This window comes from Streptomyces sp. NBC_00247, from assembly GCF_036188265.1.
Taxonomy (GTDB): Bacteria; Actinomycetota; Actinomycetes; order Streptomycetales; family Streptomycetaceae; genus Streptomyces.
The window spans coordinates 5,877,034-5,893,809 of record NZ_CP108093.1 but is presented as its reverse complement, the minus strand read 5'-3'; the positions used below and the strand labels follow the sequence as shown (position 1 = coordinate 5,893,809).

The following is a 16,776-nucleotide window of genomic DNA, read 5'->3' as shown; positions in this document are numbered from 1 at the left end:
CGACGCACGACCTAGGCTGGGGCCCCACGCACCACGAAGGAGAACGCGATGCCGGGAGGCAGACTCACCCAGCAGGAACGTCAGCAGATCGCGCTCGGTCTGGCCGACGACCTCTCCTACGCGGAGATCGCCCGGCGCCTCGACCGCCCGACCTCGACCGTCACCCGCGAGGTCATGCGCAACGGCGGCCCCACCGGCTACCGCGCCGACCAGGCCCAGCGCGCCACCGGGCGCCGGGCGCAGCGCCCGCGGCAGGCGGAAGTCCGGGAGGCCGGGGCGCCGTTGGAACCCGGACGGGACGCGGAGGCGGTGCGCGCGTACGAGGAGACGTTCACGGACATCCTCGTGCAGTCGGGGCTGTCGCGGATGATGGCCCGGATCCTGGTCTGCCTCTACACCACCGACGCGGGCAGCGTCACCGCGTCCGAACTCGTGCGGCGGCTCCAGGTCAGCCCGGCGACCGTCTCCAAGTCGATCGCGTACCTCGAAAGCCAGGGCCTCGTCCGCCGCGAACGCGACGAGGGACGCCGCGAGCGGTACGTCGCCGACGACGACGTCTGGTACCAGTCGGTGATGGCCAGTGCCCGTTCCACCGCCCAACTCGCCGAAGTGGCACGGCAGGGCGTCGGCGTACTGGGTTCCGGCACACCGGCCGCCCACCGCATGGAGAACATCGCCCGCTTCACCGACTTCGTCTCGGAGAGCATCGCTCGCGCCGCCGAGCAGGCCCGCGACATCCTCGTCGCGAAACCGGCGGCGGCGCCGGACGGAGGTCACGGAGCCGGTACGCCCTCCGGAGCCGGTCCGGAGGGCTGACGGCGCACGACCGCACACGGGGGGCGTGGCGCGAACGACCGACGTACCGGCGCGTGACGTACGGGCGCGTGACGTACCGGCGCGTGACGTACCGGCGCGTGACGTACGGGAGCGTGAAGTGCGGGCGCGCCGCTCAGACGTCCAGCCCCGGCACGTCCCTCGGCAGCGGACAGATCCGGCGGCCCTGGTGGTCGAAGACGTACAGGTGTGCCAGGTCCACCAGGAGGGGCACTTGGCCGCCGGTGCGCAGCCGCATGTCCGGGCTGGTGCGCACGACGAGGTCGCCCGGGCTGACGGCCGGTCGGTCGGGGCCGCTCATCGCGTTCCGCTGTCCGTGGTGGGGAGGCTCGCCGAGCGCCACGACCGGTCCGCTGATGTGGCCGGCCTTCTCCCGCAGGCGTTCCAGTACGCCGAGGCCGCCGCCCCGGGCCCAGGCCGTGCCCTCCCGGCGCCCGCCGCGCGAGGAGTCACCGTGGACCGCCCCTCCCGCCCGGCCGCCCGTCGTGCGGCGCCGGCGCGCGGACACCTCCGGGCGGGCGGATTCGAGGTCGGGCACCACGGCCGGCTGCGATCCGGTGCTGAGGTGCACCAGCGCCTCGTGGCCCTGGTACTCCACGTGCTGGACGATGCCACCGAGCGCCACCTCACCGGGGCGGGCCTGGCTCGGCGGTGCGATCCGTACGGCTTCGGAGCGCAGCCCCACGATGATCCTGCGGCCCTGCTGGATGCGGAGCAACTGGTGGTCGGGGCTGAGCGGTTCGGGCAGTGCGAGGCGCTGACGCCCCAGATCGAGCGACATCCGCCCTTCGAGCGGGGCGTGGACGACGGCCTGGAGGAGGTTGATCCTCGGGGTGCCGATGAAGGCGGCGACGAAGACGTTCTCCGGCAGGGCGTACACCTGGCGCGGGGCGCTGACCTGCTGGAGCACTCCGCCACGCAGCACGGCGACACGGTCGCCGAGGGACATCGCCTCGGACTGGTCGTGCGTGACGTAGACCGTGGTGACCCCCAACTCCTTCGTGAGCTGGGCGATTTCGGCGCGCAGGTGGTTGCGGAGCTTGGCGTCGAGGTTGGAGAGCGGCTCGTCCATCAGGAAGACCGAGGGGCGGCGGGAGATGGCCCGGCCCATGGCGACTCGCTGGCGTTCACCACCGGAGAGCTGGCCCGGATAGCGGTCGAGGACTCCCTCGATGCCGAGCATCCGCGCTGTGGCCTCGATCTGCTCGGTGTTGTCCTCGCGCGGGTTCTGGAGCTTGAGCGGGAAGCCGATGTTGCCCCGGTTCGTCATGCTCGGGTAGAGGGCGAAGTTCTGGAAGACCATCGCCATGCCCCTTTCGCGGGGCTGGAGATGGGAGGCCGGTTCGCCGTCGAGCAGGATCTCGCCTTCGGTGGCCTCCTCCAGCCCCGCGATCATCCGCAGGACCGTGGATTTGCCGCAGCCCGAGGGGCCGAGCAGCACCACGAACTCACCGGGTTCGATGTCGAGCGAGAAGCGGTCCACTGCACGCGGACCCCGTCCGTACGCCTTGCTGATGTCCTGCAGAGAGATCGCGCGAGTCATGAGGGTTCCGCCCATGGAAAAGTGATGCGGCTGCACGGTGGGGAGCGGCTGCGTGGCCTGAAGTTAACCCAGAGTGCGGGGCGTGTGAATGACTCGCGCGAAGGTTGCGACGACAGGGGCGCGTTGGGCCGGAAGTGCCATGGAAGATTCCGGTTGGCGCAATATTTTCGCCCTGGGATCGAGGGAGTTGGCGATGAGGCCGCGCTGCGGAGGCAGGCGCGGGACGGCGGTACGGGCGGGCGGCGTCGGGGCCGGAGCGGTTCGGGCGGGCGGCGGTGCGACCGCGCACCCGTGCCGCCGCCCCGGCCCCGCCCCGTTCCACTCCACCCCGCTCCACCCCGCCCCGGGGTCTACCGGGCCGCCGTCACCAGGACCGGGAAGCCGTTGAGTACGGCGGTTCCGGAGAGCGGGTCGAGGAGGGTGCCGTCGAGCAGCTGGTTGACGTTGGCTCCCGGCCGGGCGGCGGCGACCGGCGTCCGGGTTCCGGGGCGGCCGTGTCCCCAGCCGTGCGGCAGGCTCACCACTCCGGCGCGGACCGTGTCGGTGATCTCGGCGGGCGCCTCGATCGCGCCTCCGGCCGCTTCGATCCGGGCGTTCGTACCGTCCGTGAGGCCGATCCGGTGCGCGTCCTCGGGGTGGATCTGGAGGGTGCAGGTGTTCGTTCCGCCGCTCAGCGCGGGGATGTTGTGCATCCAGCTGTTGTTGGAGCGCAGGTGGCGGCGGCCGACCAGGACCAGCGGGGCGGGGGTGTCGCCGAGGGCCGCCCGCAGTCGGCCGAGGTCGTCGGCGAGCGGCTCCGGGAGCAGTTCGATCCGCCCGCTGCGGGTCCGCAGGACGTCGGGCAGCCGGGGGCGCAGCGGTCCGAGGTCGATGCCGTGCGGATGGGCGAGCAGGTCGTCCAGGGTGAGGTCGTACGGGCCGAGCCGCAGCATCAGGTCGAGCCTGCGCTCGGGGCCGGTGGTGCCGCAGAGGCGTTCGGCCCACTCCCCCGGCATCCCGGCCCGGTCGAGTGCGGCGGTGATGGCGAGTTCGTCGACCTTCCGCGGCGGTGCCCCGTGCGTGCCGCCGACGGCGAGGATCAGCCGGGCGAGGATCTCGCTCTCGTCGAGGGCGCCTTCGTCCAGGGGAACGGCCGGGCGCGTGTAGCGGACCTGGTTGCGCACCGCGAGGGTGTTGAGCGCGAAGTCGAAGTGGGCGGAGCGGGAGGGCGGCGGCGGGGGCAGGACGACGTCGGCGTGGCGGGAGGTCTCGTTGAGGTAGGGGTCGACGCTGACCATGAAGTCGAGCCCGTCGGCGAGCGCCCGGTCGAGCCGGTCGCCGTCGGGAGCGGAGAGCACCGGGTTGGAGGCGAGCACCACGAGGGCGCGGATGCGGTCCTCGCCGGGGGTGTCGATCTCCTCCGCCAGTGCTGCCATGGGGAGTTCGCCCTTGGCCTCGGGGTGTCCGGAGACCCGGCTGCGCCAGCGGCCGAGGGCGAAGCCCTTGCCGGGGCCCGGCGGGCGCGGGGCACGGGCGGTGGCGGCGAGCGGGAAGAGGGCGCCGCCGGGGCGGTCGAGGTTGCCGGTGAGGATGTTGAGGACGTCCACCAGCCAGCTCGCGAGGGTGCCGTGCGCGACGGTGCAGCTGCCGATGCGTCCGTAGACGGCCGCGGTGGGCGCGGCGGCGAGTTCCCGCGCGACGGTGCGGATGGTGGCGGGGTCCAGGTCGCAGGGTCCGGCGACCGCCTCCGGCGTGAAGTCCGCCAGGGCGTCGGCGAGCCGGTCGAGCCCGTCCAGGTGGTCGGCGAGGGCTCCGGGGGCGGTGAGTTTCTCGGTGACGAGTACGTGGGCGAGAGCGGCGAGCAGCAGGGCGTCCGCGCCGGGCCGGATCGCGAGGTGGCGTCCGGCGAGCTTGGCCGTACGGGTGCGGCGCGGGTCGACGACGGTGAGCGTGCCGCCCCGGGCGAGGAGCGCCTTGAGCCGGCCGGGGAAGTCGGGCGCGGTGCAGAGGCTCCCGTTGGATTCCAGCGGGTTGGCGCCGATGAGCAGCAGATGGCCGGTGCGGTCGAGATCGGGTACGGGGATGGCGTTGGCGTCACCGAAGAGCAGCCCGCTGGAGACGTGCTTGGGCATCTGGTCGAGGGTGCTGGCGCTGAAGACGTTGCGGGTGCGCAGCGCGGCGATCAGCAGGGGCGGGTAGAGGCCGCCGGCCATGGTGTGGACGTTGGGGTTGCCGAGGACGAGCCCGGCGCTCTGCGGTCCGTGGGCGCCGGTGACAGCGGAGAAACGTGCGGCGACGGTGTCGAACGCCTCCTCCCAGGTCGCCTCGCGCAGTACGCCCTCGCGGCGGACGTGTGGGGTGCGGAGGCGGTCGGGGTCGGTGTCGAGCGCGCCGAACGCGGCTCCCTTGGGGCAGATGAAGCCACGGCTGAAGACGTCCTCACGGTCCCCGCGCGCTCCGGTGACGGTGGTCCCCTCGATGGTGAGGGTCAGCCCGCAGGTGGCCTCGCAGAGCGGGCAGATACGGGGTGCGGTACGGGAGTTGGCGGACACGGGGCCTCCCCGGGGAGCGACTGGGACAGCGTGAGCATACCGACCGGTACGCATGTGGGGGAGTCCCCGGACGGGCCGGGGCGGGGCGACCCCGGAACGAGCGCAGCCGCGCTCGTCAGTCGAGCACCCGCGCGAGGTAGGCGTGGAGCAGCACCCGGATCTCCGCGACGATCGCCGGGTCACCGGACGGGTCGTCGCGGAAGGCGAGTTGGAGCGTGGCGTCGGCCGCCTCCACGCCGACCAGGACGGCCCGCCGCAGGTCCGCGTCGGGGCTGCCGCCGAGGTGCCTGGCGAGGAGTCCGGCGAGCCGGTCCGCGAGCCGGTGGTTCGCCCGGTGCTGCGGGTCGTCGGCGTGCGCGGCGGCCCCGAAGTCGACGTGGGCGAAGCCGGGGACCGTGCGCCGCATCGCCAGGTACTCGTCGAGTACGGCGTCGATCGCGCCCCGCCAGTCGGCGGCGGGGACGGCGGCGAGCCGGACGGTCAGGTGCTCGGTGTAGGAGGTGAGGTTGCGCACCGCGAGGGCGTCGACCAGTGCGCGTTTGTTGGGGAAGAAGCGGTAGACGGAGCCGATGGGCACTTCGGCCCGGACGGCGACGGCCCGGGTGGAGAGTTCCTCGTAGCCGGCTTCGTCGAGGAGCGCCGCGCAGGCGTCGAGTATCCGGGCGAGCCGTTCGGCGCTGCGCCGCTGGACGGGGGCGCGGCGCAGGTTCGGTTTCGGATGGGACACGGCCCCATCATGCCGCCCTCGGGCGCGGGACGGGCGCGGGGACCTTCCGGCGCAGCGCGCACCCCGGACTCCCGGGTGCGGCTCACGGAGTCCGGCGATTGGCGTTGACGGGCCCCCTCCCCATTCCTACGGTGTTCCACAGGATTCATCTTCCACGGCTCCCGCGCGTTCCGCGGGGCCCGTCTCGGCACCGGGAGCAGCGGTATGGGCGGTACGGACGGCACGCGGCACACCGACGACGGACGCGGCCCGGGGGGCGAGGGAACGGAGGGCGGGGAGACGGGGGCCGGCCGGCCGGCGTACTCCACCGGGTTCGGCAACGAGCACAGCTCCGAGGCGGTCCCGGGCGCGCTGCCGCACGGGCGCAACTCCCCCCAGCGCGCGCCGCTCGGGCTGTACGCGGAGCAGCTCAGCGGTTCGGCGTTCACCGAGCCCCGGGCCCGTAACCATCGCTCGTGGCTGTACCGCATCCGGCCCTCCGCCGCGCATCCGGCGTTCGTACGTGCCGACAACGGTGGCGTGCGTTCCGCGCCCTTCACCGAGTCCGTACCCGACCCCAACCGGCTCCGCTGGGACCCGCTGCCCGATCCCGCCCCCGGCACCGACTTCGTGGCCGGGCTGTGGACGCTGGGCGGCAACGGCGACGCGGCGGCCCGCTCCGGCATGGCGGTCCACCTCTACCACGCCAACTCCTCCATGGAGGAACGCGTGTTCAGCGACTCCGACGGCGAGCTGCTGATCGTCCCGGAACGGGGAGCCCTGCTGCTCCGCACCGAACTGGGCCTGCTGCGCGCGGCCCCCGGCGAGGTGGCGCTGATCCCGCGCGGGGTGCGCTTCCGGGCCGAGCTGCTCGACGCGACCGCCCGGGGGTACGTCTGCGAGAACTACGGCAGCCCCTTCCAGCTGCCCGAGTTGGGCCCGATCGGAGCCAACGGGCTGGCCAACGCACGGGACTTCCGCGCCCCGGTCGCCGCGTACGAGGACCGCGAGGGGCCGTTCGAGGTGATCAACAAGTTCTGCGGCAACCTCTGGAAGGCGACCTACGACCACTCCCCGCTGGACGTCGTCGCCTGGCACGGCAGCCACACCCCGTACGTCTACGACCTGCGCCGCTTCAACGTCATCGGCTCCATCAGCTACGACCACCCCGACCCGTCGGTCTTCACCGTGCTGACCTCGCCGACCGACACCCCGGGGCTGGCCGACGTCGACTTCGTGGTCTTCGCGCCGCGCTGGCTGGTCGGCGAGGACACTTTCCGGCCGCCGTATTTCCACCGCAATGTGATGAGCGAGTACATGGGGCTGATCGAGGGCGCCTACGACGCGAAGGCGGGCGGCTTCGTCCCGGGCGGCGGGTCGCTGCACAACATGATGTCGGCGCACGGACCCGACCGGGAGACCTTCGACCGGGCGAGCGCGGCGGAGCTCGTACCGCAGCGGGTCGACGACGGGCTGGCGTTCATGTTCGAGACGCGCAGGCCGTTGACGCTCACCGGGCAGGCGGCCTCCGCTCCCCATCTGCAGCGCGGATACGACGGAGTGTGGCAGGGTCTGGACAGCAACTTCCGGCCCTGAGGGATCTCCGGGCCAGGTCCGGCGAGGCCGTACGAGTCGAAGGGGGCCGGATGCCGGCAGGACGTACGAACGGGAACCGGACCGGCCGGGGCGGGCCGGTGGCCGGGGCTCCGGCCGGCCAGGAACCCGCCGGTGGGGGGCCGGCCGCCGGCGGCGCGGGCACCGGGGTGCCGGAGCGGGCCCGGTCGGCCGCCTTCGCCCCGGACTCGCTGGTGCTGAACGGAAAACTCCCGCTCTGGTACCAGGTCTCACAGTCGCTGCGCGCCTCGATACTCGGCCGCCCGCAGGACGCTCCGGCCCGGCTGCCGACCGAGGAGAAGCTCGCCGGGCACTACGGGGTCGGCGTCCTGACCATGCGCCAGGCGCTGAAGGAGCTGGAGTCGGAGGGGCTGATCAGCCGGCAGCGGCGGCACGGCACCTTCATCGAGCCCCGGGCCAGGCGGGTACGGCCGGTCCGGGTGCTCGGGTCCGTCGACGCGATCGTGGCCCAGCAGTCGGGCGAACTGACGACCGTCCTCGGCCACGGGCCCGGCGCCGTGCCCGGCGAACTGGCCCATCACTTCCCGGACTGCGCGGAAGTGGTCGGCTACCGGCGGCTGCGCCGCGACGCGGTGACGGGAGAGCCCGTCAACTGGGCGGAGAACACGGTGCGTCCGGAGGTCGCGGCCCGGGTCGACGCCGCCGAGCTGGAGCGGTGGCCGATGACGAAGATCCTGCGGGACACCGCCGGGGTCTCCATAGCGCGGATCACCGACACCGTGGAAGCCCGGCTCGCCGACCCGACCACCGCCGCGCTGCTGCGGGTACCGCTGCTCAGCCCGATCCTGCACTTCACCGGCGTCACCTACGACACCGGGGGCCGGGTGGTCGACGTGGCCCGCATCCACTACCGGGGCGACCGGTTCTCCTTCTCGGTGACGGTGGACGCCGACTGAGCCCTCGCGTACCGCGGGCCGGCCGGAGGCCCGGTACTGCGCCCTGCCGCCCCGTTACGATGCCGGGAGGAAGCGGGCGGACGTGGCGGGCGGGAGGACGACACGGTGGCAGCGGGCAGGGCGGCCGAGGGCGCCCGCGACACGGCGGGCCCCGGCGGCGGGGACGACCGCGGCCCCGGACCGGGCTCCGGGGCGCCTCACGCGGTACCGCGCCAGGGGGCCGGCCATCCCACCCTGGACGAGCTGATGCCCTGGTCCGTACAGCCCCTGCGCACCGGCCGGTCCTGGGTCGTCGGCCCCGACCCGGCGTCCCTGAAGGCGCGCTGGGAACGGCTGGTACGGGCCGGGGGCGAGGAGCAGGAGCGGCTGTTCCGGCCCACCCGGTCGCGTACCCCGCGGACTCCGGCCGCCGCGCTGCCGGGACGGACCGCCTCCACCGGGCGGCTGGCCCGCGAGCCGGGGACGTACCCGGAGCCGGTACGCGTCCAGCACGGGCCGTTCGACGAGCAGTGGCTGATTCCGGACCACCGGCTGATCGACGCGGCCCGGCCCGAGCTCTGGCGGGTGGCCGACACCCACCAGCTCTTCGTCTTCGAACACGGCTTCCTCCCCGGGGACTCGGGCCCCGCGTTGTCGGTGACGGCGCTGCTCCCCGACGGGTACGCCCCCGCCGGCCGGCCCGGACGCGTCCGGCCGCTCTACCGGCGCCCCGGCGGTGTGGAACCCAACCTGACCCCGGGGCTGTGCGCCGCACTCGGCGCGGCCGGTCTCGGCGCGGCCGGCGAACCGGTGTCCCCGGAGGCGGTGCTCGCTTGGGCCGTGGCCGCCGCGTCCCCCTCCCCCGGCGGGTGCCTGGTACCCCTGCCGTGCGACGGGGCGCTCTGGTCGGCCGGGGTGGAGCTGGGCCGCGAGCTGCTCAGGATCCAGCTGCGCGGGGCGCGTGGTGGCGAGCGCCCCCGGTTGCCCGGTGGGCAGCGGCCGTACGTACGGTCCGCGGTGCCTCCCCGGCCCCGCTCGGTGGCGTACGACGCGGGGAGCGGGACGCTGCTGCTCGACGAGGGGCGGATCGCGCCGGTCCCGGCCGAGGCCTGGGAGTTCCGGGTGGGCGGTGTGCGGATGCTGGAGGTCTGGTTCGCCCGGCGGGCGGCAAGCTGGGCGGACACGGAGCGGGACGGGCTGGACGCGATCGGGCCGGCCGGGTGGCCCCGGGAGTGGACCTCGGAGCTGCTGGAGCTGATCACCGTGCTGGCCCTGCTCGACGGGGTCCGTGACCGCCGGCGGAAGCTGGCCGAGCGGATCGGTGCGGCCCGGACCCTCGGGCGGGACGAGCTGCGCGCGGCCGGGGTGTTGCCGGTCCCGGCGGCGGCGCGGCGCCCGGCGTCGGTGCTCGGCCGGCGGGAGGAGGGGCCGGAGGGGCAGTTCGCCCTGCTGTGAGGCCTCCCGCCCCTCGGGGGAGCCCCCGGCCCTGCCTGCTGGTGGTCTTCGTCCCGCTGACGGCCCGGCGTCACGCGCGCTGCGGGCAGGAGCGCCGGCCGGTGTACGGGCCGGCGGGGCGCGGGGCGGTGCGCGCCGATTCGGTACGGAGCGCGGGTATCGAGGAACGGGCCGGGAAGAGCCGGGCTCCGTACGCCGTTCGTCCGTGCCGCTCTTGGCACCGGAGCGGGTGCCGCCGTACACCCGGGGAGGGCGGGCGGGCAGGCGGCAGCCCCGCATCGGGACAGAGCGGTCTTCCGGGCCGACCCGCGCGAGGGGCCGACCCGGTGGTGGCCGGGCCGATACCGGCCGGCCGGTGGCGGCCGGGTCCGGCGTGGCCGGGCCGGTCGCGGCAGGGCCGGCCCGTCAGTGGCGGCTGCCGAACAGCGAGCGCCGCAGTCGCCGCAGCGGGGCGAAGAGCGACACACGGGCGCTCTTGCTGCCGCGGGTGTGCGCGGCGTCGCGCGAGGTCAGCTCGCGCATCAGCAGCGTCGCCTCGGCGGTCTCGCGCTGCGGCAGCGCGGGGCCGCCGAGCACCGCGAGATGGCGGTCGAGCCGCGAACTGGTCGCACTGCTTCCACATGTGATGGCAGGCACGCGCGGCCTGCTGCGGACCGTTATCTGTTCCATGTCACTCCCCACCCGTACGAGGGCACCCGGTGCGGGCAGGTTAACCCTATCGCTCCACGAGGACACACGCGTATCCCGGGCGCAGGATTACGTACACGGCCGCAGGGTTGACGGTGTGTCACGCTATTTGCCTGATACGGACGGGACTTGGGCGTTTCGCGTCCTCCCGCGCACGCCCCCGTCGGCGCCGGCCGCCCTCGCGCGCTCCACCGGGACGAGGGAACGCCCCCTGCCCCCGGTCGGTGAAATCCGGTGCGCCGGGCCGCACGGTGCCCGATCATGGGCGCATGTCTGCCAACCTCGAGTCCGCGCTGCCGATCCGGCTCACCGTCGACGACAGTGATTCTCCCTCCGACGTCATGGACTCGCTGTTCCTGGGCCGCTTCACGACGGGCGAGCAGCCGTATGCGCACAGTTCGTCGCTGGAGCGCGTCAAGCCGGGCAGGACTCTCCTGCCGCCGGGCGCGACGGTGCTGCGGACCGCCCGGGAGGACAGCCGGAGCGCGACCCTCGCGGAGGGCGAGGGCTGGACCCTGCTCGCCCGGCGGTGGAGCAGGGGCGCCGATGTCAACGTGACCGCGACCAGCGCCGAGCTGGCCGAACGGGTCGTCAAGGAGGCGACGGACGGCGTCCAGGACGAGCCCGAACCCCAGCCCGAGGACGTGAGCATGGGCTTCTGGTACGTCTCGCCGCAGCGCGGGCCGCACCGCACCACGCGCCGGATCTCCGCCGGCACCTGGGACGAGGTCCGCCCCAACTACTCGGCCCAGGTGGCCGGGGCGATGGACGGGCTGATGAAGATCACCCCGGACGACGTCTCCGGCCGGCTCCTGCTGCTGCACGGCCCGCCCGGGACGGGAAAGACCTCGGCGCTGCGGACGCTGGCCCGCGCCTGGCGCGACTGGTGCCAGGTGGACTGCGTCCTGGACCCGGAGCGGCTCTTCAACGACGTCGGTTATCTGATGGACATCGCGATCGGCGAGGACGACGGCTCGGGGAAGGGGCGTTGGCGGCTGCTGCTCCTGGAGGACTGCGACGAACTCATCAGGGGCGAGGCCAAGCACACGGCGGGCCAGGCGCTCTCCCGGCTGCTCAACCTGACGGACGGCCTGCTCGGCCAGGGCCGGAACGTCCTGGTGGCGGTCACCACCAACGAGGACCTGGAGCGGCTGCACCCGGCGGTCGTCCGGCCCGGCCGCTGCCTGGCACGGATCGAGGTCGGCCCGCTGAGCAGGCCCGAAGCGGTGTCCTGGCTGGGGACGGACGAGGGGGTCGGCCGCGAGGGGGCGACCCTCGCCGAGCTGTTCGCGCTGCGGCGGGGCAGCGGACCGGCCTCGGTGCCGAAGCAGGAGGCGGGCGCGGAGGCGGGCCTCTACCTCTGAGCGGTCCCCGGCCCCCGAGCGGGCGCCGCCAACCTCACGGCGGGCGCCGCCCGTTCGCCTCCGTACGCCGCCCTCAGTCCTCGTACGCCGCGCGCACCGCGTCCTCGGCGAGGGCGAGGGCTTCGGCGCGGGAGAGCCCGAGGCGCCTGGCCTGGTCCGCGTAGGCCTGTGCGGCGGTCGCCGCCCTGCGGTCCGCCGCGTCCCCGGCCGCCGCGACGAAGGTGCCGTTGCGGCCCCGGGTCTCGATCACGCCGTCGGCCTCCAGCGCGCGGTAGGCCTTGGCCACCGTGTTGGCGGCCAGGCCGAGTTCTTCGGCGAGCCCGCGCACGGTCGGCAGCCGGTACCCCACCGGAAGGGCGCCCGAGCGGGCCTGTTCGGAGACCTGCGCGCGCAGCTGCTCGTACGGGGCGGTACCGGTGTCCGGGTCGATCACGATCGTCAGAGTCACGGTGCAGATTCTGCACCTCCCGCCCGGAAATCCGGAGGCGGCCCGTCACATCCTCTGCGTAGGGTCGCGCCATGACTGTGACCGTCAGGGATTTCCGTCCGGAGGACGCCGACGGCTGGGAGGCGGTGCGGCGCGCGGCCCTTCCGTTTCTGGTCTCCGTTCCCGGCCAGTGGGCGCACGACCTCGCGACCTCCCCTCCCGAACGGCATCTGCGGCTGCTCGTGGCCGAGGACCGGGGCGAGGTGATCGGTACCGCGCAGGTCGGCATCTGCCACGACAGCGCCCGGCCGGGGCAGGGTTTCTGCAATGTCTACACCCACCCCGACCGGCTCGGCCGGGGCAGCGGGTCCGGACTGGTCCGGGTGGCCGAGGCCCATCTCGCCGGTCTGGGCGCGGTGGAGATCCTCAGCTGGGTGCTCGACGATCCGGTCAGCCGTGCCTTCGCGCGCGTGCGGGGGTACGCACCGAGCCGCTCCGCCCACTTCCTCTCGCTCGACCTGGCGACGGAACGCCTGCCGCCACGTCGAGAACTGCCACCCGGTGTGGAGTTGAGGAGTGCGGAGGACTTCGCGGACGACCCGCGAGCGCTCTTCGCCCTGGACGCCGAGGTCACGGCGGACGAGCCGGGCGATGTCCCGAGCCTGCTCACCGACTACGAGCACTGGCTGGCCTCGACCTGGCACCATCCCGTGGTCGACCGCTCGCTCACCTCGGTGGTCCTGGTCGACGGGGAGCCCGCCGCCTTCAGCCTGGCGACCACCGACGGCGCCACCCGGTACGCCTCCGGGATGACGGGCACCGGGCGGGCCCACCGGGGGCGCGGTCTTGCCAAGATCGCGAAGAACGACTCCCTGCACCGCGCCAAGGACGCCGGATTCACCATGGCCTACACCGGCAACGACGCCGGCAACGGCCCCATGCTCGCCATCAACGCCTGGTTCGGTTACCAGACATGCGCCACGGAGGTACGTCATGTCCGCACACTCGGCATCACCCGCTGACGGACCCGCTGACGGGACGGGCGAGGTTGCCGCGGAGGTGACCGTCGTCCTGACCAAGGCCGGACGGACGAAGATCCGCTACCCGGCCCGGGAACTGGCCGACGACGGCAGCCGGGTGACCGTCCTCGCCCCGTGGGCCGCCCCGGGGGTACGGGACTTCGGGTTCGTGGCGTTCGCGCCCGGCGACGTCCTCACCGAGCACTACTGGCGCGACCGGTGGTACGCGGTGAAGGAAGTCCGCACGGGCGACGGGTTGTTGAAGGGCTGGTACTGCGACATCACCCGCCCCTGCGTCGTCGGCGGCGGCGAGGTACGGGTGGAGGATCTGGACCTGGACCTCTGGGTGTCCGCGGACGCCTCCGAGATCCTGCGCCTGGACGAGGACGAGTTCGCGGCGAGCGGGCTGGCCGAGCGCGATCCGGTCGCGGCCCGGGAGGCGGCCGGCGCCCTGGACGCGCTGGAGGGCATCGCCCGGGCGGGCCTGCTTCCGGCACTGCTGACGGACGCCGGGGCGTCCCGCCCCGGCCCGGACGCACACCCCCGGCGGATGAGGCTCACCTCGATCGCCCTCGACTGCCCCGACCCCCTGGCGCTGGCGGCCTTCTACCAGCGGGCCACCGGATACGCCCTCCACCCCGGTTCCGGCGCCGGGTTCGCCGGTCTCACCCGCGAGGACGGTCTGCACATCGGCTTCCAGCGGGTGGAGGGCCACCGGGCTCCCCAGTGGCCCGGCGACGGTGGCACCACGCCCCAGCAGGCGCATCTGGACTTCGACGTCGACGATCTCGACGAGGCGGAGGGCATGCTTCTGGAACTGGGCGCGGCGAAGCCGGCGTTCCAGCCGGCCGGCGCCCGGTGGCGGGTCCTCACCGACCCGGCGGGCCACCCCTTCTGCATCGTCGCCCGCTGACCGTTCACGTCCGCCCCGCACCGGACCCGGTACGGGGCGGGTACGGCCCGTCAGACGGCGGGGACCTGCCTCCCGGCCGCCGGTTCGCCCGCGCACGGCGCGGGCTCCTCCCGGGCCGGACCGCCCGCCACGAGCTCGACCTCGAATCCCGAGTCGTTCTCCAGGTACGCGGCCCGGTGGCCCTCGCCTCCCGCGTAGGGGTGCCGGTCGGCGAAGAGCAGCCGCCAGCCGTGCGCCGGGGCCTCCGCCGCGAGTGCGTCGAGCGCCTCCCGGTCCTCGACGTGGAACGCCAGGTGGTTGAGGCCGGGGCGGAGCCGGTCGTGGGTGCGTGCGACCGCGTCCGGCGACTCCTCGATCACGACGTAGCTGTCGCCGCGCCGCCAGCTGCGGCCGTGGGACCAGCGCTGGTACGGCAGGTGGCCCAGCCGGCCGAGCAGCCAGTCCCAGCCGGGCGCCGCCACCGCCAGGTCGGCGACCCACAGCTCGATGTGATGCACCCGTCCGGTACCGGCTCCCGCCGACGCCAGCGGGACGGCGCGGCGCGGGCCGTCGGGGTCGTGGGCGACCGCGTCGCCGTCCTCGTGCCAGTGGATCAGGAAGTGCTCACCCGAACGGTATCCGTCGAGTCCGGCCCGGCAGTACGCGACCATGTCCTCGGGCAGTGAGTCCAGCCGGAACCAGCCCAGCTCCGAGCACTTGTCGGGCTCCGCGTTGTACGGCGCCCGCTCGGAGTCGTACTCCGCTTCGAAGAACCAGCCCGTGCGCGGGTTGCCGCCGGGGCCCCGGTGGTGCATGACGAGGGCGACGCGCAGTTCCTCCGGCTGGAGGGTGATCCCGATCTCCTCGGCCGCCTCGCGCACGATCGCCTCGCGCACGTCCTCGCCGTCCTCCAGGTGGCCGGAGGGCAGGTGGAGGAGGCCGTCCGCGTAGCCCGTGCCGGCCCGGCGGGCGAGCAGCACCCGGGGGCCGTGCCGGAGGATCAGGTGGACGTCGACGACCTCGGTGTGGCGGCTTGGGGGTTCGGCGCGGGCCACGACGGCGTACCGCTCGTCGTCCACGTCCTTGCCCCAGAGTCGGGAGTCCCCGGAGAGCGGTTCGTGGTGGATCCGCTCGGTGTGCGGGGCGAGCAGGGCGGTGAGCAGTTCGGCGGAGATGCCCACCCCGCCCCATACGCCCTCGATCAGGACGAGCCGCCCGCCGGGCTTCAGCAGGCCGAACCAGGTCTCCAGGGCCGCCACGGGATCGGGCAGTGCCCAGAGGACGTGCCTGACCAGGACGACGTCGAACCGCCGGCCGCCCGTGGGCGGCCGGGCGGCGTCGCCGATCAGCACTTCGGAGCCGGTTCCCGCGAGTTTGTCCCGCGCCTGCTCGACCATGCGCGGCGACTGGTCGACCCCGGTGACCCGGTGGCCCTGGCCCACGGCGAGCAGGGAGAGGCTGCCGGTACCGCAGCCGAGGTCGAGGATCTCGCAGGAGGTGACGGGGAGCCAGTTCTGCAGGCGCCGCGCCCAGGCGTCGCGCACGACGGGGTCGAGCATTCCGTGGTCGGGTTCTTCGTCGAAGGAGTCGGCGGCCTCGTCCCAGTAACTGATCGTCGTCATGACTTCCATGGTCCCAGCAGCGGGCGGCCGTCGGAGCACGGACGGTACGAATTGGGACTGGTCCCGGCCGTACACGGCAGGGGTTGCGGCCCGGACGCGCGCCAACACGCTTTTCCACGGCCCTGACGGCCCGACGCCGACGGTTCTTCCGGCTTCCCGGCCGGCTCCCGACCGGCTCCCGGAAACCGTACGTACGAATGCCGGGGCCGGGGCCGGGGCCGCCGGACCGGCGGGTCCCGTACGGCACCCGGCCCGTCGGGGGCCGTACGGGACGTCGTTCAGCTGAGCACGGAGGTGCAGTCCGTCGTGGTGGCGTGCGCCGGGTCGAGCGCGTTGGCCACCTCGTGGAAGGCGATCTTGTCGGTGGTGCCGATGAGGACGTGCTCGGAGAGATCGACCGCGCACAGGTCCTGGAGCAGGACGTTGCGCACGTTCGCGCCGCTCAGGTACTGGGTGCGGTAGGGGGTGACGACCTCGTCGTACCGGGTCGAGATGACGGTGTACTTCACCCCGGCCACGGTGTCGGGGAGGGAGTTGAGCTTGGTGACGAACGGCGATCCGGCCACCTGGTCGGCGAGGCCGGGGGTGGCTGCGTTCAGCAGGGACTCCGCGCCGGGGAAGTAGGGCAGCAGCTTGGTCAGCCCGAGGAGGGTGGTGCCGTGGTTGTCGGGGGCGAGGGCGACGAGCGCGTTCACCTTGGCGGCGCCGCCGAGGAACTTCAGGTAGTAGTTCGGCATCATGCCGCCCTGGGAGTGGCCCACGAGGTCGGCCTTCGACTTGCCGGTGGCGGCGAGCACCTTGTCGACGAACGCGCTGAGCTGGGCGGCGGACTTGTCGATGGGGCCGAGACCGTTGAAGACCGGCACGCCGGGGAGCTGTCCGTAGTCGAGGGAGAAGACGCAGTAGCCCCGGGCCACCAGGTAGGGGGCGAGGACGAGCCAGTTGTCGACGGAGTTCCCGAAGGTCCCGTGGACGAGGACGACGGGACGCGGGTGCGCGGCGGAGGGCTTGCAGGAGTAGTCGTTCCAGCCGCTCGTGGTGGCGGCGGCCTCCCCTGCGGAAGGGGCCGCCACCGCGGCGGCCGAGGGGCCGGCGAGGGCGGCGACGGCGAGGAGCAGGGCGGCGAGAGTTCTCCGCGCACGCGGGGCTCGCGGCGTACGGGTCCAGGGCAGCATCGTGGGATCTC

The 16,776-nt window shown here is 73.8% G+C and carries 14 protein-coding genes and 1 pseudogene; 8 read left to right on the top strand and 7 right to left on the bottom strand.

The genetic code is table 11. The annotated features are described in order from the left end of the window. Positions 1–48 precede the first annotated feature (48 nt). Complete coding sequence (locus OHT52_RS25635; RefSeq protein ID WP_328722537.1) at positions 49–816, top strand: GbsR/MarR family transcriptional regulator; 768 nt, start codon at positions 49–51, stop codon at positions 814–816. A 133-nt stretch (positions 817–949) separates the two neighbouring features. On the opposite strand, the gene OHT52_RS25630 is transcribed toward OHT52_RS25635, so the two are convergent. The 3 genes from OHT52_RS25630 to OHT52_RS25620 form a co-directional block, all read right to left on the bottom strand. Next, positions 950–2,377 carry an ABC transporter ATP-binding protein gene (locus tag OHT52_RS25630; protein WP_328722536.1) on the bottom strand — a complete coding sequence of 476 codons (1,428 nt, stop codon included), beginning with the start codon at positions 2,375–2,377 and terminating at the stop codon, positions 950–952. A gap of 350 nt (positions 2,378–2,727) precedes the next feature. Then, positions 2,728–4,908 carry a molybdopterin-dependent oxidoreductase gene (locus OHT52_RS25625; protein ID WP_328722535.1) on the bottom strand — a complete coding sequence of 727 codons (2,181 nt, stop codon included), beginning with the start codon at positions 4,906–4,908 and terminating at the stop codon, positions 2,728–2,730. A 115-nt stretch (positions 4,909–5,023) separates the two neighbouring features. Next, on the bottom strand, positions 5,024–5,635 hold the full coding sequence (locus tag OHT52_RS25620) for a TetR/AcrR family transcriptional regulator (RefSeq protein WP_328722534.1): 612 nt from the start codon (positions 5,633–5,635) through the stop codon (positions 5,024–5,026). Between the two features lie 204 nt (positions 5,636–5,839). Here OHT52_RS25620 and hmgA point away from each other — a divergent pair, with 204 nt between their 5' ends. The 3 genes from hmgA (at position 5,840) to OHT52_RS25605 (ending at position 9,579) form a co-directional block, all read left to right on the top strand. Continuing rightward, a complete protein-coding gene (gene hmgA / locus OHT52_RS25615; protein WP_328722533.1) occupies positions 5,840–7,210 on the top strand; it encodes a homogentisate 1,2-dioxygenase in 1,371 nt (456 codons plus the stop codon). A gap of 50 nt (positions 7,211–7,260) precedes the next feature. Then, positions 7,261–8,145 (top strand): GntR family transcriptional regulator, encoded by an 885-nt coding sequence (locus OHT52_RS25610; RefSeq protein ID WP_328722532.1) that lies wholly within the window; start codon positions 7,261–7,263, stop codon positions 8,143–8,145. Positions 8,146–8,391: 246 nt separating this feature from the next. Beyond that, entirely contained in the window at positions 8,392–9,579 is a 1,188-nt protein-coding gene (locus OHT52_RS25605) for a type ISP restriction/modification enzyme (protein ID WP_443046813.1), read from the top strand. A 405-nt stretch (positions 9,580–9,984) separates the two neighbouring features. Here OHT52_RS25605 and OHT52_RS25600 read toward each other — a convergent pair whose 3' ends face one another. Beyond that, positions 9,985–10,248, bottom strand: a complete 264-nt coding sequence (locus tag OHT52_RS25600; RefSeq protein ID WP_275494980.1) for a hypothetical protein — start codon at positions 10,246–10,248, stop codon at positions 9,985–9,987. Between the two features lie 287 nt (positions 10,249–10,535). Here OHT52_RS25600 and OHT52_RS25595 point away from each other — a divergent pair, with 287 nt between their 5' ends. Then, on the top strand, positions 10,536–11,630 hold the full coding sequence (locus OHT52_RS25595; RefSeq protein WP_328722531.1) for a DUF5925 domain-containing protein: 1,095 nt from the start codon (positions 10,536–10,538) through the stop codon (positions 11,628–11,630). Between the two features lie 73 nt (positions 11,631–11,703). Here OHT52_RS25595 and OHT52_RS25590 read toward each other — a convergent pair whose 3' ends face one another. Continuing rightward, entirely contained in the window at positions 11,704–12,078 is a 375-nt protein-coding gene (locus tag OHT52_RS25590; protein ID WP_328722530.1) for a GntR family transcriptional regulator, read from the bottom strand. A gap of 71 nt (positions 12,079–12,149) precedes the next feature. Here OHT52_RS25590 and OHT52_RS25585 point away from each other — a divergent pair, with 71 nt between their 5' ends. The 3 genes and pseudogenes from OHT52_RS25585 (at position 12,150) to OHT52_RS25575 (ending at position 13,989) form a co-directional block, all read left to right on the top strand. Further along, positions 12,150–13,079: a GNAT family N-acetyltransferase gene (locus OHT52_RS25585; protein WP_328722529.1), complete on the top strand. Its 930-nt coding sequence runs from the start codon at positions 12,150–12,152 to the stop codon at positions 13,077–13,079. After that, positions 13,051–13,578, top strand: a pseudogene (locus OHT52_RS25580) (DUF402 domain-containing protein); the annotation flags it as partial. The gene OHT52_RS25585 and the pseudogene OHT52_RS25580, both read left to right, overlap by 29 nt. A gap of 48 nt (positions 13,579–13,626) precedes the next feature. After that, positions 13,627–13,989: a VOC family protein gene (locus OHT52_RS25575; RefSeq protein ID WP_328723900.1), complete on the top strand. Its 363-nt coding sequence runs from the start codon at positions 13,627–13,629 to the stop codon at positions 13,987–13,989. A gap of 50 nt (positions 13,990–14,039) precedes the next feature. Here OHT52_RS25575 and OHT52_RS25570 read toward each other — a convergent pair whose 3' ends face one another. Together OHT52_RS25570 and OHT52_RS25565 are read right to left on the bottom strand one after the other, a co-directional pair. After that, positions 14,040–15,590 (bottom strand): trifunctional class I SAM-dependent methyltransferase/NUDIX hydrolase/VOC family protein, encoded by a 1,551-nt coding sequence (locus tag OHT52_RS25570; RefSeq protein ID WP_328722528.1) that lies wholly within the window; start codon positions 15,588–15,590, stop codon positions 14,040–14,042. Between the two features lie 278 nt (positions 15,591–15,868). Further along, a complete protein-coding gene (locus tag OHT52_RS25565; RefSeq protein ID WP_328722527.1) occupies positions 15,869–16,765 on the bottom strand; it encodes an esterase/lipase family protein in 897 nt (298 codons plus the stop codon). Positions 16,766–16,776 lie beyond the last annotated feature (11 nt).

Excerpts from the sequence above, each read along its gene's own strand:
- OHT52_RS25570 (WP_328722528.1), bottom strand. The coding sequence starts at position 15,590 with ATGACGACGATCAGTTACTGGGACGAGGCCGCCGACTCCTTCGACGAA.
- OHT52_RS25605 (WP_443046813.1), top strand. The coding sequence starts at position 8,392 with ATGCCCTGGTCCGTACAGCCCCTGCGCACCGGCCGGTCCTGGGTCGTC.
- OHT52_RS25565 (WP_328722527.1), bottom strand. The coding sequence starts at position 16,765 with ATGCTGCCCTGGACCCGTACGCCGCGAGCCCCGCGTGCGCGGAGAACT.
- OHT52_RS25600 (WP_275494980.1), bottom strand. The coding sequence starts at position 10,248 with ATGGAACAGATAACGGTCCGCAGCAGGCCGCGCGTGCCTGCCATCACA.
- OHT52_RS25610 (WP_328722532.1), top strand. The coding sequence starts at position 7,261 with ATGCCGGCAGGACGTACGAACGGGAACCGGACCGGCCGGGGCGGGCCG.
- OHT52_RS25635 (WP_328722537.1), top strand. The coding sequence starts at position 49 with ATGCCGGGAGGCAGACTCACCCAGCAGGAACGTCAGCAGATCGCGCTC.
- hmgA (WP_328722533.1), top strand. The coding sequence starts at position 5,840 with ATGGGCGGTACGGACGGCACGCGGCACACCGACGACGGACGCGGCCCG.
- OHT52_RS25575 (WP_328723900.1), top strand. The coding sequence starts at position 13,627 with ATGAGGCTCACCTCGATCGCCCTCGACTGCCCCGACCCCCTGGCGCTG.
- OHT52_RS25585 (WP_328722529.1), top strand. The coding sequence starts at position 12,150 with ATGACTGTGACCGTCAGGGATTTCCGTCCGGAGGACGCCGACGGCTGG.
- OHT52_RS25595 (WP_328722531.1), top strand. The coding sequence starts at position 10,536 with ATGTCTGCCAACCTCGAGTCCGCGCTGCCGATCCGGCTCACCGTCGAC.
- OHT52_RS25630 (WP_328722536.1), bottom strand. The coding sequence starts at position 2,377 with ATGACTCGCGCGATCTCTCTGCAGGACATCAGCAAGGCGTACGGACGG.